26 protein-coding genes are annotated in these 24,754 nt (G+C 70.3%); 7 read left to right on the forward strand and 19 right to left on the reverse strand.

Going from position 1 to position 24,754, the window contains the following annotated elements; translation table 11 throughout:
- Positions 1-2 precede the first annotated feature (2 nt).
- The 17 genes from AC07PR_RS07150 to AC07PR_RS07230 form a co-directional block, all read right to left on the reverse strand.
- On the reverse strand, positions 3-386 hold the full coding sequence (locus AC07PR_RS07150; RefSeq protein ID WP_331616352.1) for a GPW/gp25 family protein: 384 nt from the start codon (positions 384-386) through the stop codon (positions 3-5).
- Positions 387-390: 4 nt separating this feature from the next.
- Positions 391-1,995, reverse strand: coding sequence for a hypothetical protein (locus tag AC07PR_RS07155; RefSeq protein WP_495134869.1), 1,605 nt, complete (start codon positions 1,993-1,995; stop codon positions 391-393).
- 11 nt (positions 1,996-2,006) lie between these two features.
- Positions 2,007-2,708 (reverse strand): phage baseplate assembly protein V, encoded by a 702-nt coding sequence (locus tag AC07PR_RS07160; RefSeq protein WP_495134870.1) that lies wholly within the window; start codon positions 2,706-2,708, stop codon positions 2,007-2,009.
- A 92-nt stretch (positions 2,709-2,800) separates the two neighbouring features.
- The gene (locus tag AC07PR_RS07165) at positions 2,801-3,886 is read right to left on the reverse strand and encodes a phage late control D family protein (RefSeq protein ID WP_495134871.1); all 1,086 of its coding nucleotides are present in this window, start codon (positions 3,884-3,886) and stop codon (positions 2,801-2,803) included.
- 15 nt (positions 3,887-3,901) lie between these two features.
- Positions 3,902-4,069, reverse strand: coding sequence for a hypothetical protein (locus tag AC07PR_RS07170; protein ID WP_377152936.1), 168 nt, complete (start codon positions 4,067-4,069; stop codon positions 3,902-3,904).
- 6 nt (positions 4,070-4,075) lie between these two features.
- Positions 4,076-5,131 (reverse strand): CIS tube protein, encoded by a 1,056-nt coding sequence (locus AC07PR_RS07175; protein WP_495134872.1) that lies wholly within the window; start codon positions 5,129-5,131, stop codon positions 4,076-4,078.
- A complete protein-coding gene (locus AC07PR_RS07180) occupies positions 5,131-5,610 on the reverse strand; it encodes a phage tail protein (RefSeq protein WP_431104618.1) in 480 nt (159 codons plus the stop codon). The genes AC07PR_RS07175 and AC07PR_RS07180 overlap by 1 nt, the downstream gene beginning before the upstream one ends.
- Positions 5,607-7,256, reverse strand: a complete 1,650-nt coding sequence (locus tag AC07PR_RS07185) for a phage tail protein (protein WP_495134873.1) — start codon at positions 7,254-7,256, stop codon at positions 5,607-5,609. The genes AC07PR_RS07180 and AC07PR_RS07185 overlap by 4 nt, the downstream gene beginning before the upstream one ends.
- A 76-nt stretch (positions 7,257-7,332) precedes the next feature.
- Positions 7,333-7,776 (reverse strand): phage tail protein, encoded by a 444-nt coding sequence (locus AC07PR_RS07190; protein ID WP_377152942.1) that lies wholly within the window; start codon positions 7,774-7,776, stop codon positions 7,333-7,335.
- Between the two features lie 33 nt (positions 7,777-7,809).
- The gene (locus tag AC07PR_RS07195; protein ID WP_495134874.1) at positions 7,810-9,606 is read right to left on the reverse strand and encodes a phage tail sheath family protein; all 1,797 of its coding nucleotides are present in this window, start codon (positions 9,604-9,606) and stop codon (positions 7,810-7,812) included.
- Positions 9,607-9,698: 92 nt separating this feature from the next.
- Entirely contained in the window at positions 9,699-10,526 is an 828-nt protein-coding gene (locus AC07PR_RS07200; protein ID WP_495134875.1) for a hypothetical protein, read from the reverse strand.
- Complete coding sequence (locus AC07PR_RS07205; RefSeq protein WP_377152952.1) at positions 10,523-11,146, reverse strand: Pvc16 family protein; 624 nt, start codon at positions 11,144-11,146, stop codon at positions 10,523-10,525. Before AC07PR_RS07205 ends, AC07PR_RS07200 begins: the two co-directional genes overlap by 4 nt.
- Positions 11,147-11,210: 64 nt before the next feature.
- The gene (locus AC07PR_RS07210; protein WP_483107204.1) at positions 11,211-11,462 is read right to left on the reverse strand and encodes a hypothetical protein; all 252 of its coding nucleotides are present in this window, start codon (positions 11,460-11,462) and stop codon (positions 11,211-11,213) included.
- A gap of 170 nt (positions 11,463-11,632) precedes the next feature.
- Positions 11,633-12,634 (reverse strand): sigma 54-interacting transcriptional regulator, encoded by a 1,002-nt coding sequence (locus AC07PR_RS07215; protein ID WP_495134876.1) that lies wholly within the window; start codon positions 12,632-12,634, stop codon positions 11,633-11,635.
- Positions 12,635-13,047: 413 nt separating this feature from the next.
- On the reverse strand, positions 13,048-14,619 hold the full coding sequence (locus AC07PR_RS07220) for a UxaA family hydrolase (protein WP_495134877.1): 1,572 nt from the start codon (positions 14,617-14,619) through the stop codon (positions 13,048-13,050).
- Positions 14,620-14,644: 25 nt separating this feature from the next.
- A complete protein-coding gene (locus tag AC07PR_RS07225; RefSeq protein ID WP_495134878.1) occupies positions 14,645-15,781 on the reverse strand; it encodes a mannitol dehydrogenase family protein in 1,137 nt (378 codons plus the stop codon).
- Positions 15,782-15,786: 5 nt separating this feature from the next.
- A complete protein-coding gene (locus AC07PR_RS07230) occupies positions 15,787-16,797 on the reverse strand; it encodes a zinc-binding alcohol dehydrogenase family protein (RefSeq protein WP_495134879.1) in 1,011 nt (336 codons plus the stop codon).
- A 166-nt stretch (positions 16,798-16,963) separates the two neighbouring features.
- On the opposite strand from AC07PR_RS07230, the gene AC07PR_RS07235 reads away from it, so the two are divergent.
- Positions 16,964-17,728, forward strand: a complete 765-nt coding sequence (locus AC07PR_RS07235) for a FadR/GntR family transcriptional regulator (protein WP_495134880.1) — start codon at positions 16,964-16,966, stop codon at positions 17,726-17,728.
- A 46-nt stretch (positions 17,729-17,774) separates the two neighbouring features.
- Here the strand turns inward: AC07PR_RS07235 and AC07PR_RS07240 are convergent, their stop codons facing one another.
- Positions 17,775-18,692 (reverse strand): YicC/YloC family endoribonuclease, encoded by a 918-nt coding sequence (locus AC07PR_RS07240; protein WP_495134881.1) that lies wholly within the window; start codon positions 18,690-18,692, stop codon positions 17,775-17,777.
- A 31-nt stretch (positions 18,693-18,723) separates the two neighbouring features.
- On the opposite strand from AC07PR_RS07240, the gene AC07PR_RS07245 reads away from it, so the two are divergent.
- From AC07PR_RS07245 to hemW, 5 genes are read left to right on the forward strand one after another with little or no spacing between them, the layout of a single operon-like run.
- Positions 18,724-19,692, forward strand: coding sequence for a serine/threonine protein kinase (locus tag AC07PR_RS07245; protein ID WP_058936168.1), 969 nt, complete (start codon positions 18,724-18,726; stop codon positions 19,690-19,692).
- On the forward strand, positions 19,689-20,588 hold the full coding sequence (locus AC07PR_RS07250) for a PP2C family protein-serine/threonine phosphatase (RefSeq protein ID WP_495134882.1): 900 nt from the start codon (positions 19,689-19,691) through the stop codon (positions 20,586-20,588). Before AC07PR_RS07245 ends, AC07PR_RS07250 begins: the two co-directional genes overlap by 4 nt.
- A 20-nt stretch (positions 20,589-20,608) precedes the next feature.
- Positions 20,609-21,343 (forward strand): ribonuclease PH, encoded by a 735-nt coding sequence (gene rph, locus AC07PR_RS07255; protein WP_431104606.1) that lies wholly within the window; start codon positions 20,609-20,611, stop codon positions 21,341-21,343.
- 31 nt (positions 21,344-21,374) lie between these two features.
- Positions 21,375-21,980: an RdgB/HAM1 family non-canonical purine NTP pyrophosphatase gene (gene rdgB, locus AC07PR_RS07260; RefSeq protein ID WP_495134883.1), complete on the forward strand. Its 606-nt coding sequence runs from the start codon at positions 21,375-21,377 to the stop codon at positions 21,978-21,980.
- Between the two features lie 10 nt (positions 21,981-21,990).
- Positions 21,991-23,175: a radical SAM family heme chaperone HemW gene (hemW, locus tag AC07PR_RS07265; protein ID WP_495135293.1), complete on the forward strand. Its 1,185-nt coding sequence runs from the start codon at positions 21,991-21,993 to the stop codon at positions 23,173-23,175.
- Here the strand turns inward: hemW and AC07PR_RS07270 are convergent.
- Positions 23,141-24,130, reverse strand: coding sequence for a LysR substrate-binding domain-containing protein (locus tag AC07PR_RS07270; RefSeq protein ID WP_495134884.1), 990 nt, complete (start codon positions 24,128-24,130; stop codon positions 23,141-23,143). The genes hemW and AC07PR_RS07270 overlap by 35 nt on opposite strands.
- 169 nt (positions 24,131-24,299) lie before the next feature.
- On the opposite strand from AC07PR_RS07270, the gene AC07PR_RS07275 reads away from it, so the two are divergent.
- Complete coding sequence (locus tag AC07PR_RS07275; protein WP_483107196.1) at positions 24,300-24,677, forward strand: hypothetical protein; 378 nt, start codon at positions 24,300-24,302, stop codon at positions 24,675-24,677.
- The last annotated feature ends 77 nt before the right edge of the window (positions 24,678-24,754 follow it).

Here is a 24,754-nt window from a genome sequence, read left to right on the forward strand (position 1 = left end):
CGTCAGCCCTCCAGGTCCACGGTGACGTTCATCGCGCCGGGCTCGCCGGTGCGCGCGAGGCGGTAGGCGATCTCGACGCGCACCTGGCCGGGCGCGCCCGGCACCTCCCACACCTCGACCGCGTCGAGCAGGATGCGGCGCTCCCAGCGCGCGAGCGAGTCCCGCACCAGGTCGCGCATCTCGCGCCGCGTCGCGATCGTGTTGGGCTGGTGCAGCAGGCGGTCCAGGCCGCCGCCGAACTCGGGCCGCATCAGCTGTTCGCCGGGGCGGGTGCTGAGGATCAGGCGCAGCCCGTCGCGCACGCTGCGCGCCAGGTCGGGCCAGGCCAGGCCGCCGTCGTCGCCCGGGAGCGGCAGCAGCGGCCAGCCGATGAGTGCGGAGGTCATCGCGTCACTCCTGCGGCGGGATCTTGGGGAACGGCAGGCAGATCTTCATCGCGAAGAGCCAGCCGAAGAACAGGTTGAACAGCGAGAGGAAGATGTTCAACACCAGGAAGGCGCAGATCGTGATGATGGGGATGTTGAAGCCGCAGATCCACGTCAGCGCCGGGTTCATGGGCGGCGGCTTCTTGCCGTCGATGAGGTCCTTGGCCGAGCCCATCAGCAGGCTCTGCAGCGACGGCGGCACCACGAAGGCCACGTTGGGCTTGAGTGCGGCCAGCAGCTGCTTGTCGGCCGGATCGGGCAGGGCGATCTGCACCGGCGGCGCGCCCGCGCCCTCGTACCAGGCGGCGATGACGAAGGGCTCGCTCGGCGCGCTCCAGACGACGCGGGCCGGGCAGGGACCGTCGGCCTTCAGCCGCACGAAGGCGCGCAGCTGATAACGCGCGTCGGGTTCGTCGAAGCGGCCGGTCTTGGCCTTCATCGCCGTGAAGCGCGCGCGCATCGCGGCGTGCATGGCGCCCAGCAGTTGCTGCGTCTGGCTGGCGTTCATCGCGGGCCAGGTCTCGGGCATCTCCACCGTGCCGGAGACGTTGCCCTGCGCCAGGATCAGCGTGTGGGCCTTCGTCAGGAACTCATCGGCGCGCACGGTGCGCTGCGGCCATTCGCCGTTGCGGCGCACCAGCGGCAGCTGCAGCGGATGCAGGGCCTGCAGGATGGCCGCGCCCGCGGGACCGAACGCATCGAACTCGCCCGCGAGTTGCCTCAGCATCAGCACGAAGCGGACGAGGTTGCTGTTGGCGCCGGGCTGTTCGCTCTCTTCCAGCCAGCCGCGGCTGACCGATTCGCCGACCTTGGGCAGCGTCATCGACTCGCCGCGCAGCGCCTGCACCAGATGCCCCCGGAAGGCCGATGACGACGGACCGAAGTCGAAGCCCTCGGCCGCGCCGAAGCTCGCGTCCGTCTCGCTGATTTCGCCGCTGACGGTCGGGACCAGGCCGTAGTAAAGCGTCTGGCCGGCCTCGGCGCAGACGTCTGGCGGAGCGAGGTACAGCGGGATCGTCTGTTCCTCCAGCACGGTGTCGGGCCGCTCGCGCGAGAACGCCACGAGCTGGCGATCGATGTCGGCCACGCCGGTGAGATCGCGCTGCGCGCGTTGCGCCGGCGCGGGGTCGGCATCCGCGCCGCCGACGCGCGACATCGGCACCCAGCCGCGGATGCGGCCGTTGGACTTCATCCATCCCTCCGGCTGTCCACCGGCACCGAGCCGCCGCAGCACCAGGCCCGCGGATTCGATCTTGGCGGGGTCGACGCGCGGCTCGCCGGGCATGTCGCACCAGGCTTCGACGAGCGCGAGGTGGAACTGCCGCTGGATCGGCTGGAAGAGCTTGAGCGTGCCGTTCTTGTTGGTGGCGCGCGCGCGCAGGTCGCGCAGCCGCGCGAGTCCGTTCGTGCCGTTCGCGCCGTTCGTTCCGTTGGGTGCGCCCGCGCCGCGCAGGTCGTCCAGCGTGGCCGGGATGAAGTCGTCGTCGCTGCGTTGCAGCAGCCACGGCTGCAGACTGCGGGCCAGGCCGCGCGGCGCGCTGACTACGACAGGATGGTGCGGGTGGTTCATGGTCCGTTCCCTCACCAGACGTTGCCGGCGCCCGGCGTGTAGCTGGCACTGATGACCGCGTTGGTCTGCAGCACGGCGCACTTCACGATGCCGGAGAAGTCCGACATCGCCGCGTCCACCTTCACCATGCCGGCCGTGACGTTGACCTGGCTCGCCTGCACCGTGACCTTGGCGGCGGCCTGGACCGTGATGCCGGAGGTCTCCAGCTTGATGCTGTTGCCGTTGCTGTCCTCGAGCGTCACCGTGCCCGGCCCGTCCTTGAGCGTGAGGCTGCAGCCGCCGGGCGTTTCCAGCGTCAGCGTCTCCTGGCCGCTCTGGTCGTCGAGCGTGACGACGATGCCGTTCTTCGACTTGATGCGCTTGTAGCGGTTGAGGCCGCCGCTCTCGATGTCGGCCGGCGCGGCGGCGCTGCCGTTCCACAGGCCGCCGAGCACCAGCGGGTGGCGCGGGTCGCCTTGCGCGAAGACCACCAGCACCTCGTCGTCCACGTCGGGCATGAAGAAGGTGCCGCGGTCGTCGCCCGCGAAGGGCGCGACCACGCGCGCCCACATCGCGGCGTCCTGGCCGGTGGTGTCGTCGAAGGCGAGCAGCCGCACCTGCACGCGGTTGAGCCGCTCGGGATCGTCGATCGAGCTGACCTTGGCCAGTTGGGCGCCCGCGGCCCAGGGCAGCGGGACGCCGAAGGGCAGGGGGGAGGGCAGGTCGCGTTGCATGACGGGGTCTCGTGTGGCCGTGGGTGGTGTCAGGTGTATGTCTGCTGGCTTCTGGCTTCTGGCGTGTTGCGTGTTGCGTGCGGCGCGCGGCTTCAGGTCCCGAGGTAGGCGCACTCGGCGCTGAACTCGGTGCGGTAGCCCTGCTTCATGTCGAAGAGGTGGCAGGCGCGCACCACGTAGTAGGTGTTGTCGAACTGCGGCGAGATGCCGGCCAGCCGCACGCAGGCGCCGACGCGCAGTTGCGCGTTGCCCTCGGCCACGCCCTCGGCGCGGACGAAGCGGCGCGCGCGCTGGTCGAGTGCCGCCTCGGCGACCGCGCGCGCTTCATCGGTGCTGTAGACGGCGGGGGCGGCGAGGTGCTCGTTGCGGTCGCCGAAGACTTCGCTGGCCCAGGCGACGCCGGTGCGGCCCTGTCCGGGGCCCGCGTTGGCCACCGCGCTCGCTTCGCCCTTCACCGCGGAGCCGTCCTTCGCGTTCCAGCCGGCCACGCTCACGGCGGTGGGCTGGTCGGCAAGGTCGGCGGTGATGCGCACGCGGGCGAGCTGGCTGTAGAGCGTCAGGTCGATCGTGCCGCGCTGCACGTCCTTGCGCGGCGAGACCTGCAGCGCCGTGCCGACGACCTGCAGGTCCGCGTCGAAGCGCGCGAGCAGCCGGCGCAGGAAGCCGAGGTCGGTCTCGTCCAGCTGCGCCCAGGTGCCCTGCGGCGCGCTGAGGCCGGTCACGGACGGCGTCAGGCCGAGATCACCGGCGATCGCGTTCACCACGTCCGCCGGCGTCATGTCGGTGAACACCTTGCTGCGGCGTGCGCGGCGCGCGGCGGTCAGGCCGTCCTCGGCGAGCACGACCAGCTCCGGCGGCACGCCGTAGTTGCAGACCATCTCCAGCGCGCTGACCTTGCCCTTGAAGATCTCGCGCGGCGTGGCTTCGTCGCCGGCATAGACGCCGAGCTCGGCGCCGAGCTTCAGCGACGAGCCGCTGTTGAACGCGAGCTCGGCACGACCGTCGCCCGTCGCGATCCAGTTGGTGACGTGCAGCTCCAGCGCGCTCATGCCGCCTTCGCGTTCCTCCATCTTCATCGCCGTCATCAGCGTCGACAGGCGTTCGTCCGCCTGCCCGGCGATGCGCAGCGTGGGGCGGGCGCTGAAGATGGCGGAACGGCTGACGCTGGTTTCGGTCATGACGATGGATGGCGTTCAGAGGTCGCAGAGGCGCGCGGCGCGCTCGGCCTTCAGCCGCAGCGCCTGCTCGATCTGTTCGCCGATGTCGGGCGCGGCGTCCGCGGCGGGCGCTTGCGGTCCGGCACCGCGCTCCTGCGGTTCGCGCTCGATGTCGGCGGTGACTTCCTCGAAGGTGATGGGCATGACGGATCAACTCCCGAAACGGATGCGGCCGTGCAGGTCCGCGTGCGCGCCGACATCGGCGCTGAGGCTGCCGCCGGCCTGCGCCACGGCGCGACCGCCGGGGCTGAAGCTGGCGGATCCGGCCACCCGCGGCGCGGGCAGCAGGGCGGCGCGGGCGTCGAGGACGTCGACGTTGATGCTCGGGGGCGAGACGCGCAGGTCGGCGAAGGCGGCACCCGCGGTGGCCGTCAGCGACACACCAGCGCTCACACCGACGCCGGCACTGGCGCTGACGCCGATGCCTCCGCCGATGCCTCCGCCGATGCCTGCGCTGATGCCTCCGCCGATGCCTCCGCTGATCCCGGCGCCGCCACCGATGCCGATGCCCGCCCCGGCGCTCGCGCCGACCGAGAAGTCCGCCGCCGCCGACAGCGAGATGCTGCCGCCGACCGACAGGCCGGCCTCGGCGCCGAAGCGCAGGCTGGCCGCGCCGTTGGCGCCGGCGATGGCGCGGGCCGCGCGCGGATCGCCGAGCGCATTGGCGACGTCGGCCGCACCGGCCCCCGGTGCCGCGCTGACGGGCTCCGGCTGCGCGTTGCGGTCGACCGCCGGCGCGGGGCTCTTGCTGCTCTGGAACTCGACCTCCTGGCTCCCCAGCGTCAGGTTGATGCTGGAGCGCAGCGGCACGCCCTCGGGCGAGAAGAAGTCCAGCGTCTCCTTGAACTGCTCGACCACGCCCTTGAAGGCGTAGGTGCCCCATCCGAATTCGACCTTGGGCGCGAACTTCTTCGTGCCGTCCTTCGCCGGCTCCAGCAGCCCGGCGATGTTGGCCGTGACGTCACGCACCGACGCACCGGTTTCGGTCGTGTCGAAGATCAGCGTCATCGTCAGCTTGGCGCTGCTCTTCTTGACGAACTGGCGGGCGCCGTTGTTGCCGTTGCGGTCGTCGAACTCATTGCTGATCGTGTATTCGAGCGACGCGGGGTTGAACTGCACGTCGAACGCGGGCCCGCCGGCGCCGGTCCCTTCCAGCACCTTGAACGTGGCCGAGGCCACCGTCGGAGCGTCGGGCAGCCAGGGCATCACGCGCCTCCCGCGTCGAGCAGGCGCAGGCCTTCGTGCGCCAGGTGCAGTTCCTCGATGCCGATGTCGCTGCCCTTGGCGTTGAGGTCGGCGGCCTTGAACTTCACCGGCAGGCAGCGGTCCAGTCCCCAGGTCAGCACGGTCTGGCCCTGCGTGTCCTGCACGGCGATCTCGGCGGCCAGGCGGTAGGCGTAGCCGCCGCCGCCCACGGTCTGGAACCAGCGGAACAGGTCGCGGCTGCGCGTGAAGCCGCGCTTGAGGACGACCGTCGCGAAGCTCACCGTGCCCGCGCGCTGCGTGGCGCCGTAGTTGGCGCCGCCGGCCTTGATGAGCTTGGGCTCCATCGTCGCTTCCAGCCCGGTGCAGTCCGAGAACGCGCCGCCGCAGACTTCGACGGGACCGCTGCCGGTGCCGACCCGCTTGAAGGTGACCTCGAAGCGGAAGACATGCAGGCCGATGAAGAGGTCGTCGGCGCTCATGCGGCCTCCCGTTGGGTGACAGTGGCGGCAACAGAGCCGGCCGCCTGGCCGAGCTGGAGCACGACGGTGATGCGCTCGATCGACATCGCCGGACGCACGCGCACGTAGGCGACGAGCCGGCCGGCGTCGAGGTCGCTCTGCGTCATCGTCGTTCGGTCGCAGAGGACCTCGAAGGCCTCGGACATCGCGCCGCCGTTGAACGCGCCTTCGCGCCAGAAGCCGGCGAGCAGGTCCTCCAGCGTGCCGCGCAGATGCGCCCAGAGCTTCGGGCCGTTGGGCTCGAACACGGCGCCGTCGCCGGCGCGCCGCGCGGCGCGCAGGAGGGTGCCGATCAGCCGGCTTGCGCCGCCGAAGCGCCACGGGTCCATCGCGGACGTCGTCACGTCGGATTGCAGCGCCCAGCCGTCCGCGCCCGGCGAGAAGACGCACACGCGCTGCGCGAGCCGGCCGGCGGGGCTGTCGTCGCCCAGGCCCCAGGCGGGCATCGGCTCCGCGCCGCCGAGGTCGCGCAGCAGCGGCAGCGAGGCGTCGCCGGCCACGGAGCGGAAGGTGCCGCGTGCGATCGCGCCCTGTGCGATCAGGCCGGCGAGCACGCCGTCCGGAGGCTCCAGACCTTGCGGCAGGTCGGTGCGCGCGGCGCGCGTGCGCAGCCACGGCCAGGCGAGCTGCGAGAGCGCTTCGGCAGGGCGGCCTTGCGGCGTGTCTTCGTCGAAGGCGCTGCGCAGGATCTGCGTCTGTTCCAGCCAGGTGCGCGGATCGGCCTGCGCATGCAGACCCTTGGCGGCGAGGCTGCCCGCGAGCGGCAAGGGCAGCGCGGCCAGCAGCATCGCCGCGCGCTGGCGGCGGTCGAGGAAATCGCGCGTGTCGCGGATCGCCTGGCGCCAGCGCGTGTAGCCGGCATCGTCGAGCCGCGGCGCGGGGATGCGCAGCAGCGAGGTGTCCCGCGGCTCCGGTGCTTCCACGTCGCACGGCGCGAAGCCTTCCGGCTGCGGTGCTGGCGGCCGGTCCGGATCGGGCGGCGGCGGTACGGTGGCGACGGCGTCGGGCAGGTCGGGCAACAGCAGCAGGCTGTCGTCCGGCAGGCCGTAGAGGTGCTGCACGCCTTGCCAGGTGGCGGGGTCGTGCGGCGCGAAGGGCGCGGATGTCGAGACCATGCCGGGCAGCAGCAGCGCCAGGCGGGCGGCGCGCTGCGTGGCGCGCTGCGCGGCGTCCTCGAGGTAAGGCCAGGGATCGCCCACGCGGATCACGATCGCGCGCTTGCCGCCGCGTGCGAAGAAGCTGCGCACGGCAGCGCCCAGGTAGGTGGCACAGCGGCGCGGCGTTGCCTCGGCCAGCGTGAGCGGGGCGAGTGGATCGAGGGGGTCAGGTGTTGCCGGCACGTCGACGGGCCGTTCGTCCCACGCGTAGAAGCGGTCGAACAGATGCCAGCTGTCGAGCACGAGCGGGAGGTTGAGCAGGGCCTCGACCTGCGCCGCCGGTCGCGCCCACGGACCCGTCACCCAGCCGCCCGCGTCCAGCTGCGTGCGCAGCGCGTCGGGCAGCGGTCGTCCCGCGCGGCGGCCGACGAAGCCCACGAAGCAGGCAACGTCGGCACGCTGCGCATCGGGCGGCGCGGCCGGGGCGGCGGGTTCGAAGACGAGGCTCATGGGCGCTCTCTTGCTCCCTCTCCCGCTAGCGGGAGAGGGCAGGGGTGAGGGCCAGCGGCGGTGGCAGGACGGCAGATCACACCGTCAACTCCAGCGCCTCGGCCGACAGCACGACTTCCTCGATCGCCACGTCCCCGCCGCCCTTGCCGGCCAGCGTCGGTCCCGTGTACTTCATCGGGATCACGCCGCGCAGCACCCAGGACTGGACGGGCTTCTGCGCCTCGTCGAGCAGCGTGACGGTGACGCTCTTCTGCGCGGCGGGGCCCTTGACGCGGGCCTCGCCGATCCAGTCGAACAAGGTCTTGGAGTTGAGGATGCCGCGCTTGAGCGTGACGTCGGAGACCTTGTGCACGCCGGCGACCTTGCGGACGTGGTTCTCCTTGTCGTTGCCGAAGCGGTACTCGGCCACGGTGAGCTCGGTGCCCAGCCCGGAGACGTCCGAGAAGCCGCCGAAGACCTCGCCGCCGTCGAAGTTGACGAGGAAGTTGAAGGCGCCGTAGGGCGTGGTGCGGTTGGCCATGGTGGGGTGCTCCTAAGCGACGGGGCCCGGGGGTTACGCCGCGTCGGCCGTCTTCTGGCCGATGCGGAAGATGACGAACTCGGCCGGCTTGATGAGGGCCACGCCGATCAGGCACACCAGGCGGCCGTTGTCGAGGTCGTTCTGGGTCATCGTGCTGCGGTCGCAGCGCACGAAGAAGGCCTGCTCCACCGTGCTGCCCAGCAGCGCACCGTTGCGCCATTCGTTGTAGAGGAAGTCCGAGATGGTCTGGCGCACGTTGGCCCAGAGCCGCTCGCCGTTGGGCTCGAAGACGGCCCACTGCGTACCGCGGTCGATGCTGGCCTCGAGGTAGTTGAAGTAGCGCCGGTCGGAGACGTACTTCCACTCCGGATCGCTGGAGACCAGCCGCGCGCCCCAGACGCGGTAGCCGCGCCCGCTGAGGTAGCGCAGGCAGTTCACGCCCAGCGGGTTGAGCAGCTCCTGCTGCGCGAAGTTGACGTCGGACTCGAAGCGCAGCGCGCCGGTGACGACCTCGTTGGCCGGCGCCTTGTAGACGCCGCGCTGGATGTCGTTGCGCGCGTAGATGCCGGTGACGAAACCCGACGGCGGCAGCGCGATCTCCTTGGGGATGTCGTCGCGACCCGGACGGGAGAGCGGGTTGGCGACGACGACCCAGGGGTAGTAGAGCGCGGCGTACTTGGAGTCGACGCGACCGCGCGCGACCCGCATGTCGCCCGGCGTCTGCGCGGGCGCGCTGTCCAGCACCGCGATGCGGTAGGCGCGGCGGCGCTCGGCATGCGCGATCAGCGCGTTCTGCACGGCCTGCGCCTCGGCGTAGGCGCTGCTGCCGGGCGCGGCGACGATGGAGACGTCCTCGATGCCGGACAGGATCGCGAGCGCCGCGGCGTAGCTGCCGGGCGTGGTCTCGGCGCCGAGCGTCGGCGCGACGCCGTCGCTGCCCGCTTCGCTGCCGACACCGGCGCCCAGGGCGAGCACACGGCGGCCGTCGGCGTCGCCGGGCACGAGCGGCAGGGCGCGGATCGCGGCGATCAGCTCGAAGCCGTCGACCGCGTCGCCGATGTCGGCCCAGACCGTGTTGATGAGCGCGTCCGCGCGGCTGGCCGGCGTCCTCGCCAGCACCGCGCCGAGCCAGCGCGGATGCGTGCGCGCCACGCCGATGTCTTCCCAGGTCTGCGCGCCGCCGTCGGCGTCGATCACGTCCAGCGCCAGCGTCACGAGGGTGGCCGTGGCGCCCGCGCCGCCGGGCACGTCATCCGGCCCGAGGCCCGCCAGCGACAGCGCGGCGGAGGCCGCATCGATCCAGGTGGCGCCGCTGCCGGTGTAGAGCGTCTCGGTGCCGCCGTTCGGGGTCACCGCGAGGACGCTGCCCGCCGGCGCCGTGCCCATCGTGCGCAGCGTCGCGGGGCGGCGCGACTCGCGGAACAGCACCCGGCCGTTGTAGGCCGCGCCGGGGAAGCGCGCGCGGATGAAGGCGCCTTCGGCCGGCGTGCCGCCGGGGTCGCGCAGCCGTCCCGCGGCGGTGCCGGCGGCGTTGAAGGTGCGCACGACGTAGAGCCGCGAGCCGCCGTTGTCGAAGTAGGCCCGCACCGCGTGCGCCACGAAGTTCAGGCGCCGCCGCGCGTCGGTGACGTCGCTCAGCCCGAGGTTCTCGAGGCTGCCGTAGACGTGCTCGAAATCGGTGAGGCTGGTCACCATCTCCGGCACGCCGTCGACGGGGCCGCGTCGCGTCGGACCGACGAAGGCGGTGGTGCTGGTGCCCACGCCCTCGATGGACTTGGCGCGGAAGCTGGTCTCTTCGACGTAGACGCCGGGTGCCAGGTATTCGGGCATGGCCTATCTCCTTTGCCTGAAGGCGCATCCGCGGACCGTGCCGCGGTGGGAATCGCCGTGACGAACAACTCGCGGGGCCTTCAGGAAGTCCTTCATGGCAGTGCGAGGGGAAGGGAAAACGACTGCGAACGCCCCGCCGCCAGCGCCACGTCCAGCGTGGCGTTGGGCAGCGTGGCGGCGCGGGATTCGAGGTCGTCGGGATCGACGAGGGGCAGGACCGCCGGCGCGCGACCGGCGCGCACCTGGGCCGCCGGCGTGCGGGTGCCGGCCGCGCCGGGGGCGGGGTCGAAACACCATTCGATGCGCGCGGCGAGCTCGGTGACCACGACCTCATCGGGATCGTCGGACCAGGTCGTCACCGGCACGCCGGGCACCGGCAGCAGCGCTTCGCCGCGCCAGTCGGTGAGCGCGCGCGCGAGCACGTTGCCGCCGGCGCGGGCCAGCAGCAGGGCGCCGCCGAGGGCGTCGAGGCTGCCGGTCTCGTGCACGCTCAGGCGCAGCACCGACCAGTTCATGCCCGTGGGCGCGATGGCGGACGGGTACAGCGGCAACTCGACCGGGCGGAACAGGGACTCGGGCGACGCGGCATTCGCGGGCTGCGGATCGCGCGGCAGCGCCAGCGCGGCGCGGCGCGGCAGATAGCGGCCGGCGGGGTCGGTGACGGTCACGGACAGCGTGACGTCGCCGACGGTCGGCGTGCCGGGCGCGTTGTCGAAGGCGGCCTCGTGCGCCGCGAGCGTGAGGGGGGCCTCGGCGCGCACGATCACGTACAGCCCGCTGCGATTGCGCCGCACCGTCGCGCCGGCGATGCGCACGTCCAGGAGCGTGGCGACCTGCACGCGCGTGGCCGCGTCGATGCAGCGCAGCGCGCCCAGCACGCGCGTGTCGATGCGTTCCAGTTCACGGATCAGCAGCGTCATGGCGCGGCTCCCGGCGCGCCCGGCGACGCATTCCCCGCGGGCACGGCGGTGCCGTAGCCGAAGCGCGTGGCGACGACCGGTCCGGCGTCGAGGATCCTGTCCGGATCGAGGCGAACGCGGCGCGCGATGTAGGAGACCGACAGCCGGTACGCCGGCTCCAGCGCGTCCCAGATGCGCATCATGTCCTCGGTGGACAGTTCGGACGGGATGATCTGGATCACCTCGTCGGGCCCCCAGCCGGCTTCCGGCGACAGCGCGGAGGCGTCGAGGATCGGGTGCTCGTAGAGCTGCCGCATCGCCCAGGCGAAGGGCAGCAGCTCGTCCTGCGGGTTGCTGGCCCAGGCGCTGAGCAGGAAGTGCAGGTCCAGCCCGAGCGGTGCCTGCTGCTCGCCGGACATGCGGTCCGGGCGGTGCTGGCGCAGGTGCTCGTTGACCGTCACGCGGTACAGGTACAGGGAGATCCGCGTCGTGTCCTCCTGCGGCCCCGCGAGTTCCCCGGACGACAGCAGGACGACGTCGCACTCCGGCATCGCCGTCCCGCCGGCGTCGGCCGGGTAGGTGTTGCGCAGGTAGGTCACGATCGAGTGGCCGACCGAGTGGATCGCCTGGATGTTGGCCATGCGCCTGAAGTCCTCTGAGTGCCTCTGGATGGACGGGGAATGCTTGCCGGCGGACGTCGCCAGGTCAGGGGCCGGCCGACCGCGGCGCGCGGAAGATCGCGCGCCCGTCGGGCAGCGTGGCGCGTTCGATGCGGCCGTCGCGCAGCAGCGTCTCCAGCGCCTGCCGCACGTCGGCCAGCGGAACGTCCACGCCCATCGAGCCCAACCACCATTGCGCGATGCCCTGCTCGGTGTCGGCGGCGAGCGGATGGCGGGCGAGGTGGGCCAGGATGGCCGACTCCGCTCGCCGTCTTCTCGTGCCTGCGTCTTCGCACAACGGCGTCTCCAGCAACGTTGTGATCACGCCATGCGAGGAACGTGCCAAGTGTTGCGGCAAGGTGTCGACGAGCGTTTTCAGAGGAGAGGCGGGCGCGAGAAGCTGCCGGGTGGGTGATCGCGGACCCGCCTCCTGCCACCCGCCGGGTCGGCGCGGACCCGGTGGCGCGCTCAGTTCGGCGCGTCGAACGTGTTGCGCTCGAGGCCGTGCTTCTTCAGCAGCTTGCCCAGCGCGCGACGTTCCTTGCCGGCCAGCCGCGCGGCGTGCGTCACGTTGCCGTGCGCGGAGTGCATCAGCTGCTCGAGGTAGCTGCGCTCGAAGTGCAGCATCGCCTCGTCGCGCGCGTCGTTGAAGGCGCGCAGGTCGCTGGCGGAGGCAGGGCCGTCGGACGTGGATCTGACCGCGTGGGACATGCCCGTGCCACACGGGCGCAGATCGAGCTCCTCGCCATCCGAGAGCAGCAGCGCGCGCTGCACGCGGTTGTCGAGCTCGCGCACGTTGCCGGGCCACGCGTAACGCGCGATCCAGTCGACGCAGCCGGGCGCGAGCGCACGCGGCGGCAACGCGTGCTGCCGCGCATGTCTCGCGATGAAGTGCTCCGCCAGCACGCGCGCATCGCCGGGCCGGTCGCGCAGCGGCGGCATCTCCAGCAGCAGCACGTTGAGGCGGAAGGCCAGGTCGTCGCGGAAGGCGCCGGTCTGCAGCAGCTCGTGCAGGCGCGGGCTGGCCGCGGCGACGACGCGCACGTCGCCGCTGCATTCGCGCGTGCCGCCGACCGGCCGGTAGCGGTAGTCCTGCAGGAATCGCAGCAGCGACACCTGCGCGCGCAGCGGCAGCGAGTCGAGTTCGTCCAGGAACAGCGTGCCGCCCTCGGCCGCCGCGATGAGGCCGCTGCGGGCCTGGCGGGCGTCGGTGAAGGCGCCGCGCTCGCAGCCGAAGAGCTCGCTCTCGATCAGCGTTTCCGGCACGGCGCCGCAGTTCAGCGGCACGAAGGGCGCGTCGCGCCGCTCCGACTGGTAATGGATCGCGCGCGCGGCCAGTTCCTTGCCGGTGCCGGTCTCGCCGACGATCAGCACGGGCGCGTCGTAACGCGCCATGCGCTCGATCAGCGTCAGCGCCTGCAGGAAGGCCGGCGCGCGACCGACGAGCTGGGGCGAGCGCTCGCTCAGCATGGCGGCGCTCCCGTCAGCCATCGGCGCACGGCCGTGGGGGGCAGGGGCCCCAGGGGCTGAAGCACGGCCGGCCCGTTCCACGGACCCTCGACCCGTCGCAGGGGGACTTGCATCGAAACGCCTTTCGAACGTGGAAAGGCGCCTTGGTTGGCGGATCGAACGGATGGTTCGAGATGCATTCGACCTGCCTGCGATCGTCGCTTGGCCATTGCTCCTCCCCGGTGTCCTGTCGCTGGGCGTTGGTGCCGCAGTTCTAGTCGCCAAGCTAGGCCACCGCCCCGGAGAGGTCAATTGCGGAACTGGGGGGATCGCCTCGTAACAAGGGGGCTCTCCAGGAGGAAGATCGAGGCAGGTCCCCTTCACCCGTGACCTCGCCGGCGTGCCCCGGTCCGGTGGAGCGCCGGCTCGGGACCTCAGGTGATGACGCTGATCTGCCAGGGCACGAACTCGTTCTGACCGTAACCATGCAGCTCGCTGCGCGACGGCCGGCCCGAGGCGGTGTCGAGCAGCAACTGGAACAGCTCCGCGCCGAGGCCCCGGATGGTCTGCGTGCCATCGAGCACGTCGCCGCAGTTGAGGTCCATGTCGTCCGCCTGCCGCCGCATCAGCGCCGTGTGGGTCGCCAGCTTGACCGACGGCGACGGCGCACAGCCGTAGGCCGAACCGCGACCGGTGGTGAAACAGATCAGGTTGGCGCCCCCCGCCACCTGGCCCGTGGCGGAGATCGGGTCATAACCCGGCGTGTCCATGAACACCAGACCGCGCGCCTTCACCGGCTGCGCGTATTCGTAGACCTCGATGAGGTTGGTGGAGCCGCCCTTGGCGATGCCGCCGAGCGACTTCTCCAGCACCGTCGTCAGGCCGCCGGCCTTGTTGCCGGCGGACGGGTTGTTGTCCAGCTGCGCGCCGTTGCGGCGGCAGTAGTCCTCCCACCAGCGGATCCGCGCCACCAGCTTGTGGCCGATCTCGACGGTCTGCGCCCGCCGCGTCAACAGGTGTTCGGCGCCATAGATCTCGGGCGTTTCCGACAGGATCGCGGTACCGCCGTGCGCCACCAGCAGGTCGACCGCCGCGCCCAGCACCGGGTTGGCCGAAATGCCGGAGTAGCCGTCCGAGCCGCCGCACTGCAGCCCGATCACGAGGTGGCTGGCGGCAACGCGCTGCCGCCGGATGGCGTTGGCCGGTGGCAGCAGTGCCTGCACCAGCTGGATGCCGCGGGCGATGGCGGTCGTCGTGCCGCCCGCATCCTGGATCGTGAACGAGTGCAGCGTGCCGGACTCCTGCAAGCCCTGCGTCGCCAGCAGCGTCGGGATCTGGTTGGTCTCGCAGCCCAGCCCGATGACGAGCACGCTCGCGAAGTTCGGATGGCAGGCGTAGCCGCCGAGCGTGCGCTGCAGGATCGCGAGCCCCTCGCCCTCCGAGTCGATGCCGCAGCCCGTGCCGTGCGTCAGCGCCACGACGCCATCGACGTTCGGGAACGCGGCCAGCGCCTCGGGATGGATGTCGCGCCGGAAGTGGTCCGCGATGGCGCGGGCGACCGTCGCCGAGCAGTTCACCGACGTCAGGATGCCGATGTAGTTGCGTGTCGCCACGCGCCCATCGGCGCGCACGATGCCGTCGAAACGCGCCGGCTGCGTTGCCGGAGGCGTGTCGCGCGCATCGACCCCGTAGGCGTAGTCGCGCTTGAAGTCGCCCATCGCCAGGTTGTGGGAGTGCACGTGCTGGCCGGGGCGGATGGCCCGGCTCGCGAAGCCGATGATCTGGCCGTAGCGCCTGACCGCTTCCCCGGTCGCGATCGCGCGCGTCGCGATCTTGTGGCCCGGCGGGATCAGCCCGGAAACGGTCGTGGCTTCGGCCGCGATGTGGGTGCCCGAGACCAATTGGTCGAGCGAGACGACGATGTTGTCATCGGGATGCAGGCGGATCACCCGCGCGCCGACGGTCGCCCGGGCCGGGTCGATGGCCGCCTTGGCATCGATGGTCATGCGGGTGTCTCCCGTCGGCGCCGGATCAACCCGCGTCGGCCAGCGCGGCACGCAAGCGCGGCTGTGCGATGCCGCATTGCAGCCGGCCGGCGAGCGCGACGATGGGCAGGAAGCGCCGCTGCTTCTTTTGCGCGTGGTTCCGCGCGATGTCGGCGATCGGGTGGTCGAGGAAGGGGTTCAGAAAACGCTCGCGCACGTCGACGAGGTAGGCGTCGGCTTCGGCGCGCTGGCCCAGCGCCGTGAACACCGGCAGCACCTCGTCGCTCCAGAGGGATTCGAGTCCGGATCGCAAGGCCGCATCGTTCATCGCCTGCCGGACGGTCTCGCCGGCGGCGCGGCCGTCCACCTTCCAGCGTTCAGCGAGCCAGGTGTGCCCGGCGTTCAGCAGGAGCAGTTTCAGCCGCACGTACCGCTCGAGGTCGTCGGTCAGCAGGATGGCTTCGTGTGCACACGGCAGCACCAGCCCCGGCTGCCGTTCGATCGCCCACAGCGCATAGGGTTCGGCCACGGCGCCGACCGGGTGCAGCGCCTCCGCGACGATGCGGTCGACCAGCGAGTTGGCCCAGATGCAATGGTTGCCCAGCCAGTCGACGAAGGCCGCATCCAGGTGCCATCGGGTGGCGAGCGATCGCACCAGATCGCGCAGCACGTCGCCGTTGCGCTCGATCAGTTCACAAGGAAAGATCGACAGGGCGGCCGCCGGCCTGGCGCGCCAGCGGTGGTGCAGCAGCACCAGCAGCTTGGCCGGGAAGCTATGCGGCGCAGGCGACGTGTCGTCGATGCAGGCCGGGCCGTCGCGTTCGTCGAGCTGGTAGCCGCGGTCGGCGGTGTTCGAGACGATCACGCGCACATCGGTCGCGATGGCCTCGCGCAGCGCCGGCCAGTCGGCATCGGCCTGCAGCGCCTGCCGCACCGCGCGGCATGTGAGGGTCTCGTCGATGCGCTCGCCGCGCCGCAGACCGCGGACGCGCACCGGGTAGCCGTCGCCGGCGGCCAGTGCGGCGACGCGTTCGGCACTCGCGGGGTTGTCGGTCGTCTGCACCACGAGGATGCCGCCGACCGCCCGGCCCGTCTCGCCGCGGTCGAGCGCCTGCGAGACGAACAGGTCGACGTGCGCCTGCAGGAAGCGGCTGGTGCCGAACTGGAGGATGGCCTGGGTCATGGCGCTCAGCACTCCACGATGGCCTTGACGACGCCTCGGGCGGGGTCCAGCAGGTGCTTGAAGTCGGTCGGCACCTCGACCAGCGTGAGCCGGTGCGTGTTGAGCGCCGTGTCTGGGATCTGGCCCGCGCGCATCGCGTCGAGCACGGTCTCGAAGTCTTCGGTCGTCGCGTTGCGGCTGGCGAGCAGCGTGGTCTCGCGCTTGTGGAACTCCGGGTCCGAGAAGCCGATCGTCGCAGTGACCACCGAGATCAGCACATAGGTGCCGGCGTGAGCGACGAACTTGAAGCCGCGCTCCATCGCCTTCGGATTGCCGGTGGCGTCGAACACGACATCGAAGAACTCGTGGTCGGTCAGCCGCGCCAACTGCTGTTCGTCGTCATCGGCGATCTGCACCGACGCCGCCATGTGCAGTTGCGCGATGCAGAAGTCGAGCCGGTCGCGCCGCGTGTCGAGCGCCGTGACCTGGGCGCCGCGCAACTTCGAGAAGATCATCGCCGCCATCCCGATCGGGCCGGCGCCGACCACCAGCACGCGCTGCCCGGCCTTCACGTCGGCCCGCCGCACCGCGTGGGCGCCGATGGCGAGGAACTCCACCATCGCCGCCTGGTCCAGCGACACGCCTTCGGCCTTGTGCACGAAGCCCTGCGGCACCGTGAGGTACTCGGTGAACGCGCCGTCGCGGTGAACGCCCAGCACCTGGAGGTTGGCGCAGCAGTTGGTGCGGCCCTGGCGGCAGGCAATGCACGTGCCGCAGCACAGGTACGGCATCACGTACACCACATCGCCAGGCGCCAGAGGGCTGTCGGCCGGCGCCTGGTCGACGATGCCCGACAGTTCATGCCCCATCACGCGCGGATAGCTCAGGTAGGGCTGGTCGCCGGTGAAGATGTGCAGGTCGGTGCCGCAGACGCCCACGCGTTTGACGCGCAGCAGTACCTCGTCATCGCCGCGCAGCGGCATCGGGCGGATTTCGGCGCGAAGCGTGCCGGGTGTCTCGCAGATCACGGTCAGCATGAGGCGGTCCTTGTGTCGCGATGCCACCGTCCCAGGAACCGGAGCACCCTCTTGGTCAGGCCACTTTACGAGATTGATGAAATTGGCCTGACCGTACTTACCCTGGCGCCCTGGAAATGAGGGCCGTACGCGGCGAGGGAGGCGGTGCAAGGCGAGCGCATACACTGTGGCGCATCACTTTGGTAAGGCCAATCGGCCTCGGCCGTCGGCAGGGGATCCGCCTTTGATCAGTCAGCTCAAACCCGTCGACAACCGGCGTCTGTACCAGCAGATCGCCGACCAGATCCGCGGTCTCATCAAGCGGGGCGACTACGCGGTCGGCGCGCGGCTGCCGCCGGAACGCGACCTGGCGCAACGACTGGGCGTCTCGCGGCCGTCGGTGCGCGAGGCGCTGATCGCGTTGGAAGTGGAAGGCAGCGTGGAGGTGCGCATGGGCGCCGGCGTCTATGTCTGCGCCGGGGCGGAACGGGCGGCGCCCGTGAGCGATTCGCTGGGGGAAAGCCCGATCGAACTGATGCAGGCCCGTTCGGCGCTGGAAGGTTCGATCGTTGCGCTCGCTTGTGGACGCGCCACGCCCGACGGGCTTGCCCAGGTGTCGAAGGCGATCGGCGACATGCGCGCGGCGATCGCCAAGGGCCGGTCCCCGATGGACGAAGACCGCGAATTCCACCTGGCCATTGCCGCGATGACCGGCAACTCGGTCATGGAACGGCTCGTTCGCGAGTTGTTCGACGAACGTCACAGTCCGATCTCCGTGCAGCTCAGTGTCCGGTCGGAGAGCGTGCGGACCTGGATGGACGCGGTGCGCGAGCACGAGGTCATCCTGCGCGCCTTGGAGAGCCGCGACGTGCTTGCAGCGCAGACCGCCATGCGCTCGCATCTGCAGTCATCGCTGGACCGCTGGCTGGCGGCCCGGAAGGAATGGTCCTGACACCTTCGTGCGATGACCGCCATGTCGGCGGAGGACCCCCGCAGAGCTACTCGATGTTCTGCACCTGTTCCTTCATCTGCTCGATCGCGACCTTCATCTCGACCGAGATGTTGGTCAGCTCGATGGCCGCGGCCTTCGAGCCCAGCGTGTTGGCTTCGCGATGCAGTTCCTGCATCAGGAAGTCCAGCCGCTTGCCGACCTCGCCGCCCTTCTTGAGCAGGCGCTCGATCTCGTCCAGGTGCGAGCGCAGCCGCGTGAGCTCCTCGGCCACGTCGATGCGCAGCGCGTAGGCGGCCGCCTCGTTGACGGCGCGCTCCTGCAGCGTCTGCTCGGAGATCGTCTGCGTGGCGCTGGTGGCGCTCAGCGCCTCCTGCCAGCGTTCCAGGAAACGCTCGCGCTGACGTTGCACCGCGGCCGGGATCAGCGGCTCGGCTTGTGTGGCGAGGTCCCGCAAAGTGGCGACGCGCTGCTTGAGCATCGTGACCAGTTTGCCGCCTTCGCGCTCGCGCGCCTCGAGGAATCCCTGGATGCATTGACGCGCGGCGTCGAGCACCGTCTCGTCGTTCGCCGAGGCGCCCGTCGCGCCGGTCTTGCACCAGTTCAAGGCTTCCTGGACGCTCAGTCCCTGCGCTTTCGGCAGCCAGGATTGCACCTGCGATTCCAGCCGCGAAAGCCGGTTGAGCTGCTCTGGCTGCGGGTTCGGCCAGGAATTGTCGGTGTCTCGATGGGTGTTGATCCTCAGTTCGATCTTGCCTCGCTTGACGCTGCCCGAGACAAGCTCGCGCAGGGCCGGCTCGAGCGAGCGCAGCTCGTCGGGCATGCGCAAGCTCAGGTCGAGGAAGCGTCCGTTCACCGAGCGCGCCTCCACCGTGACCGCAGGTTGGGTGGCCGGGCTAGGGGTTTCGCCGGAGTTCGCGGGTTGTGCCGTGGCGCTGGCATAACCGGTCATGCTGTAAACTGGCATCAGCTATCGGTAGAACAATCGAACCGCGATTATGTCAAAGCCGAAACCGGCGCCCTTGCCCGCAGGCACGGTGGTGGGGGGCTATCAGATCATCAAGAAATTGGCTGCGGGTGGATTCGGCGTGGTTTATCTCGCCGAAGACCCCGACCATCACTTGGTCGCTCTGAAGGAATACCTCCCCTCGTCCCTTGCAGAACGATCTCCCGGAGAACTCACGCCTCGCGTGAAACCGGAGAAGCAGCCCCTATACCGCCTGGGGTTGCGCAGCTTTTTCGAGGAAGGTCGTTCCCTCGCGCAGATTTCGCATCCGAGCGTCGTCTCGGTGCTGAATTTCCTGCGCGAGAACGAGACCGTCTATATGGTCATGAATTACCTGCAAGGCGATACCTTGCAGGATTTCATCGTGACCGCGCGCGATTTGAAGCGTGACAAGGTGTTCCGGGAATCGACCATCCGGTCGCTTTTCGACGAAATCCTCAAGGGCCTGCGCATCGTGCACCAGCACAAGATGCTGCACCTGGACATCAAGCCGGCCAATATCTTCATCACCAACGACAACAAGGCGGTGCTGCTCGATTTCGGCGCGGCGCGCGAGGTGCTGTCCAAGGAAGGCAACTTCATCCGGCCGATGTACACGCCCGGCTTCGCCGCGCCCGAGATGTACAGACGCGACGGCTCGCTGGGCCCGTGGACCGACATCTACGCGATCGGCGCCTGCATCTACGCCTGCATGCAGGGCTATCCGCCCAACGACGCGCCGCAGCGGCTGGAGAAGGACCGCCTCGGGCTGTCGCTCTCGCGCCTGCGCAACGTGTATTCCGACAACCTGCTCGAAGTGACCGAGTGGTGCATGTCGCTCGATCCGCTGACCCGTCCGCAGAGCGTCTTCGCGCTGCAGAAGGAGCTCTCGCGTGAGACCGAGCGTCGCTACACCAAGCTCAGCTTCAGCGAGCGCCTCAAGCTGCAGCTGGAGAACCTGAAGACCGGGGCGAAGGCGTGAAGTTCTCCGTCTACCAGGTGAGCCGCCGTGGCGGCCGGGAGAAGAACGAAGACCGCATGGGGTATTGCTATACCCGCGAGGCCGGTCTCTTCGCGCTGGCCGACGGCATGGGCGGCCATCCGGACGGCGAGGTCGCCGCCCATCTGGCGCTCCAGAACGTCGCGGCGCTGTTCCAGCGCGACGCGCAGCCGGTGATCAGGGAGCCGTCGCAGTTCCTGGAGACGGCCGTGCTGCTCGCGCACCAGCAGCTGCTGACCTACGCGCAGCAGCGCGGCATGAACGACACGCCGCGCACGACCATCGTCGTCGGGCTGATGCAACAGGGCCAGATCTGGTGGGCGCATTGCGGCGACTCCCGCATGTACCTGCTGCGCGAGACCGAGCTGATCGCCCGCACGCGCGACCACTCCTACAGCGAGCTGCAGGAGGCGCTGGGCCGCCACGCGACCGGCGCCGAGCGCTTCAACCGCCATGTGCTGTTCACGTGTCTCGGCAGCCCCGGCAAACCGATGATCGACGTCAACGGCCCGGTGCTGCTGCAGAACGGTGACCGCATGCTGCTGTGCTCGGACGGGCTGTGGAGCTCGGTCAGCGACGTGGACATCCTGCGCCACATGTCCGACAGCCGCTCGGTCGGCGACGCGGTGCCGGAGCTCGTCGAGCAGGCCCTGCGCCAGGCCGGCGCGCGCAGCGACAATGTGACGGCCCTGGCCGTGGAGTGGGAAGGCGAGGGCGATGCCCCCGACTCGATCTCCACGCAGGACCTGGACCAGGAAGGCTTCGCCTCCACGATCCATGGGGCGACCCAGGACGTGCAGCTCGACGAAGCCGAGATCGACTCCGCCGTGCGCGAGATCCAGGACGCGATCCGCAAGGCCGGCAAGAAGCCCCACTGAAGGCACCAAAGGATTTCCTCATGAGCAGCAACGCCAGCCGCCCGCAAGGGCGAGCGGCGGACGCCTTGCGTCCGGTCCGCATCACCCGCCACTACACCCGCCACGCCGAAGGCGCGGTGCTGATCGAGTTCGGCGACACCAAGGTGCTGTGCACCGCCTCCGTCGAAGAGAAGGTGCCGCCGCACAAGCGCGGCAGCGGCGAGGGCTGGGTCACCGCCGAGTACGGCATGCTGCCCCGCGCCACGCACACCCGCAGCGACCGCGAGGCCGCGCGCGGCAAGCAGACCGGCCGCACGCAGGAGATCCAGCGCCTGATCGGCCGCGCGCTGCGCGCGGTGTTCGACCTGTCCAAGCTCGGCGAGCGCACGATCCAGATCGACTGCGACGTGCTGCAGGCCGACGGCGGCACGCGCACCGCGGCGATCACCGGCGCCTACGTGGCCGCGCATGACGCGGTGAGCTGGCTGATCGCGCAGGGCAAGATCACCGCGTCGCCGCTGAAGGATGCGGTCGCCGCGATCTCGGTCGGCATCCTGGACGGCCAGGCGCTGCTGGACCTCGAGTACGTCGAGGACTCCGCCTGCGACACCGACATGAACGTGGTCATGACCGGTGCGGGACACTTCGTCGAGCTGCAGGGCACGGCCGAAGGCGTCGCGTTCACGCGCGCCGAGGTCGACGTGCTGCTGAACCTCGCCGAGAAGGGCATCCGCGAGCTGCTCGTCGCGCAGCGTGAGGCGCTCGGTCTGAAGTAATTCCGCGATTCCTGTTCGATTGGAGCAAGCGATGAAGTTGGTCCTGGCCTCCAACAATGCGAAGAAGCTGAAGGAACTGCAGGCGCTGTTCGAGCCGCTGGGCATCGAGCTCGTGACGCAGGGCAGCCTCGGCATTCCGGAGGCGGAAGAGCCTTTCCACACCTTCGTCGAGAACGGGCTGACCAAGGCCCGCCACGCGGCGAAGGCCAGCGGCCTGCCGGCGCTGGCGGACGACTCGGGCCTGGCCGTCGATGCGCTCGGCGGCATGCCGGGCGTGCTGTCGGCGCGCTACGCGACGCTGTTCGGCCGCGAGAAGAGCGACGCCGAAAACAATCGTGTGCTGCTCGAGAAGCTCGAGGGCATCGAGGATCGGCGCGCCCGCTTCGTCTGCGCGCTGGTCGCCGTCCGCTCGGCCGACGACCCGGAACCGCTGATCGCCATGGGCCGCTGGCACGGCGAGATCCTGCATGCGCTGGAAGGCGAGGGCGGCTTCGGCTACGACCCGCTGCTGTTCATTCCTGAACTCGGGAAGAGCGTCGCGGCGCTGGGCGCCGAGGCGAAGAACCGTCTGAGCCATCGCGCGCTCGCGTCGCAAGACCTGCTGCGCCAGATGCGCGAGAGCTGGCACCTTGGCTGACATCATCCGCATGATGCGGCCCGGCACGCTGACGCTGTCGGCGCTGCCGCCGCTGTCGCTGTACGTGCACCTGCCGTGGTGCATCCGCAAGTGCCCGTACTGCGACTTCAACTCGCATGAATACCGCGACGGGCGCGAGCTCGACGTGGAGACCGCGCGCCAGTACCTCGCCGCCCTGCGCTCGGACCTGGAAGCGGCGCTGCCGCTGATCTGGGGCCGGTCGGTCGTGTCGATCTTCATCGGCGGCGGCACGCCCAGCCTGTTCGCGCCGGAGCAGATCGCCGAGCTGATCTCCGACCTGCGCGCGCGCCTGCCGCTGGAGCCGGGCTGCGAAATCACGATGGAAGCCAATCCCGGCACCTTCGAGAAGGACCGCTTCGCCGGCTTCGCGCAGGCGGGCGTGACGCGGCTGTCGATCGGCGTGCAGAGTTTCGACGACGCCAAGCTGCACGCGCTGGGACGCATCCACAGCGGCACGCAGGCGCGCGCGGCGATCGAAGAGGCGGCCCGTGCCTTCGGCACCTTCAACATCGATTTGATGTACGCGCTGCCGGGGCAGACGCTGGCGGAACTCGACCAGGACCTGGACATCGCGCTGGCGTTCGATCCGCCGCACCTGTCGGTCTATCACCTGACGATCGAGCCCAACACGCGCTTCGCGAATTCGCCGCCGGAACACCTGCCCGATCCTGATCTCGCCAGCGACATGCTGGACCTGATCACCGCGCGCACCGGCGCGAAGGGCATGTCGCGCTACGAGGTCTCGGCCTATGCGCGCGATGGCCATCGCTGCACGCACAACACCAACTACTGGCAGTTCGGCGACTACCTCGGCATCGGCGCCGGCGCGCACACGAAGCTCAGCTTCGCGCACCGGCTGCTGCGGCAGGTCCGCTGGCGCGATCCCGCCACCTTCATGCAGAAGGCGGCCGAGGGGCAGGCCGTGTCCAACGAGAACGAGGTCGCCCGCAACGAGCTGCCCTTCGAGTTCATGCTGAACGCGTTGCGTCTGCGCGAGGGCGTGACGCTGCAGAGCTTCCTCGAGCGCACCGGCCTGCCGCCGTCATCGATCGCCAAGGCGATGGCGCAAGGGCGCGAGAAGGGCCTGCTCGACCTCGATCCCGCCGTGATCCGCGCGACACCGCGCGGCTTCGACTTCCTCAGCGATCTGCAGGAACTGTTTCTGGCATCGTGACCTTGCCGGTGGCCGGGCCCGTGACACGGCCGGTCGCCAGGCAGGTCATCGACCCGTCCAGCGCCGCGCGCGACTGCGCGGTCTCCTCGTGCAGCCAGTCGATGAAGGCGCGCAAGGCAGGTTCCTCGCGCGACTGCGGCGCGTAGACGATGTGATACCGCTGCGGCTCCTTGAGCATCGCCTGCCGCGGCGCGACGCGGACGAGACGGCCGTCGAGCAGCGCATCCGCCGCCAGCAATTCGCGCGTCAGGCCGACGCCCATGCCTTGCTCGGCCGCCTGCAGCAGGATGCCGAAGTCGTTGAAGATGGCGACGGGCACGACCTGGCGCCGCAATCCGGCCTGCGCGAACCAGTCCTCCCACTGCGCCGGATCGCCGAGCAATGGCGCCTGGGCCAGCGCCTCCAGCGGCTGCCCGATCAACTGGTGCGCCAACGCGGGCGACGCGACCGGGAGCATCGAGAGGTCGAAGAGCGGTTCACTCGTCAGGCCGGGCCAGGGGCCGAGGCCTTGTCGCAACGCGATGTCGAATTTTTCCCGCTCCAGGTCGACGAGCCGGGCCGTCGCTTCGATCTCGATCGTCACTTCGGGATGCCGCGCGTGCCAGCGGCCCAGCCGCGGCAGCAGCCAGCGCTGCGCGAAGGAGGGCAGCACCGTCACGCGCAGGCTGCGCTGCCCGACGCCGTGCGCGGAGGTCGCGGCGCGCAGGCCCTGGTCGAGTTCCTGGTAGGCGCGCTCCACGCCGCGCAGCAGGGCTGCGCCGGCGGCGTTCAACACCACGCGTCGCCCCTGTCGATCGAAGACCGGGAAGCCGAGCTGCAGTTCCAGCGCACGGATCTGCTGGCTCACCGCGGAGTGCGTCAGGTTGAGTTCCTCGGACGCGGCGCGCAGGTTCTGATGCAGCGCGGCGGCCCGGAAGGCGGCCAGGTACTGGAGCGGCAGGCGGGGAAGTCGCATCGGGTGTCCTCCGGGAGAACGGGAAGGGAAAGCGAGGGCGACTGTAGCGACTCGTTGGAAAGTTTGGCTACTCAAGGAGGCAAGGATATAGCGTTTGGAGACCGCTTGTTGGGCATCTAGCATTACCAGCACTGATCCAAAACTCCCACCGATGAACGAAGGAACGACCATGAACGAGCCCGACATCACCTCCTGCCTCCGTGCCCGGGTGACCCCGCAGGTGCCGTGCTACGCCTACTCGCCGTGGGCGCGTTTCCCGGTGATCGGCCCGGCGCTGACCGTGCTGATCGCGATCGTCTCGGCGCTGGCGCTGGTCTCGAACGCCAACGCGTTCAACGACGTCAACGCCGAACTGCAGATCGCCGCCCGCGAGCAGCGTGTCGCCCGGGTGGAGGCGCAGCGCGTGGCGCGCGAGCAGGCCGCCCGGCAGGCGACGCTGGTCGCCGCGGCCAACGATCGCCAGGGCGCCATGGCGCCTCGCGTGCAGCCGGCTGTGAACCGGACCAGCGACCGGACCAGCGAAGACAAGAAGGGCCGCGCGCAATGAGCCCAAACGCAAACGGGCGCCTCGTCGGCGCCCGTTTCGTGTCCGGCGAGGACATCCCCGCCGGGAAGTGACGGTCA

It is taken from the genome of Roseateles sp. GW821-FHT09H11 (genome assembly GCF_059415845.1).

Bases quoted from the DNA above. Each gene is read 5' to 3' on its own strand.
- AC07PR_RS07150 (WP_331616352.1), bottom strand. From the start codon at position 386: ATGACCTCCGCACTCATCGGCTGGCCGCTGCTGCCGCTCCCGGGCGAC.
- AC07PR_RS07155 (WP_495134869.1), bottom strand. From the start codon at position 1,995: ATGAACCACCCGCACCATCCTGTCGTAGTCAGCGCGCCGCGCGGCCTG.
- AC07PR_RS07160 (WP_495134870.1), bottom strand. From the start codon at position 2,708: ATGCAACGCGACCTGCCCTCCCCCCTGCCCTTCGGCGTCCCGCTGCCC.
- AC07PR_RS07165 (WP_495134871.1), bottom strand. From the start codon at position 3,886: ATGACCGAAACCAGCGTCAGCCGTTCCGCCATCTTCAGCGCCCGCCCC.
- AC07PR_RS07170 (WP_377152936.1), bottom strand. From the start codon at position 4,069: ATGCCCATCACCTTCGAGGAAGTCACCGCCGACATCGAGCGCGAACCG.
- AC07PR_RS07175 (WP_495134872.1), bottom strand. From the start codon at position 5,131: ATGCCCTGGCTGCCCGACGCTCCGACGGTGGCCTCGGCCACGTTCAAG.
- AC07PR_RS07180 (WP_431104618.1), bottom strand. From the start codon at position 5,610: ATGAGCGCCGACGACCTCTTCATCGGCCTGCATGTCTTCCGCTTCGAG.
- AC07PR_RS07185 (WP_495134873.1), bottom strand. From the start codon at position 7,256: ATGAGCCTCGTCTTCGAACCCGCCGCCCCGGCCGCGCCGCCCGATGCG.
- AC07PR_RS07190 (WP_377152942.1), bottom strand. From the start codon at position 7,776: ATGGCCAACCGCACCACGCCCTACGGCGCCTTCAACTTCCTCGTCAAC.
- AC07PR_RS07195 (WP_495134874.1), bottom strand. From the start codon at position 9,606: ATGCCCGAATACCTGGCACCCGGCGTCTACGTCGAAGAGACCAGCTTC.
- AC07PR_RS07200 (WP_495134875.1), bottom strand. From the start codon at position 10,526: ATGACGCTGCTGATCCGTGAACTGGAACGCATCGACACGCGCGTGCTG.
- AC07PR_RS07205 (WP_377152952.1), bottom strand. From the start codon at position 11,146: ATGGCCAACATCCAGGCGATCCACTCGGTCGGCCACTCGATCGTGACC.
- AC07PR_RS07215 (WP_495134876.1), bottom strand. From the start codon at position 12,634: ATGCTGAGCGAGCGCTCGCCCCAGCTCGTCGGTCGCGCGCCGGCCTTC.
- AC07PR_RS07220 (WP_495134877.1), bottom strand. From the start codon at position 14,619: ATGACCATCGATGCCAAGGCGGCCATCGACCCGGCCCGGGCGACCGTC.
- AC07PR_RS07225 (WP_495134878.1), bottom strand. From the start codon at position 15,781: ATGACCCAGGCCATCCTCCAGTTCGGCACCAGCCGCTTCCTGCAGGCG.
- AC07PR_RS07230 (WP_495134879.1), bottom strand. From the start codon at position 16,797: ATGCTGACCGTGATCTGCGAGACACCCGGCACGCTTCGCGCCGAAATC.
- AC07PR_RS07240 (WP_495134881.1), bottom strand. From the start codon at position 18,692: ATGCCAGTTTACAGCATGACCGGTTATGCCAGCGCCACGGCACAACCC.
- AC07PR_RS07245 (WP_058936168.1), top strand. From the start codon at position 18,724: ATGTCAAAGCCGAAACCGGCGCCCTTGCCCGCAGGCACGGTGGTGGGG.
- rph (WP_431104606.1), top strand. From the start codon at position 20,609: ATGAGCAGCAACGCCAGCCGCCCGCAAGGGCGAGCGGCGGACGCCTTG.
- rdgB (WP_495134883.1), top strand. From the start codon at position 21,375: ATGAAGTTGGTCCTGGCCTCCAACAATGCGAAGAAGCTGAAGGAACTG.
- hemW (WP_495135293.1), top strand. From the start codon at position 21,991: ATGATGCGGCCCGGCACGCTGACGCTGTCGGCGCTGCCGCCGCTGTCG.
- AC07PR_RS07270 (WP_495134884.1), bottom strand. From the start codon at position 24,130: ATGCGACTTCCCCGCCTGCCGCTCCAGTACCTGGCCGCCTTCCGGGCC.
- AC07PR_RS07275 (WP_483107196.1), top strand. From the start codon at position 24,300: ATGAACGAGCCCGACATCACCTCCTGCCTCCGTGCCCGGGTGACCCCG.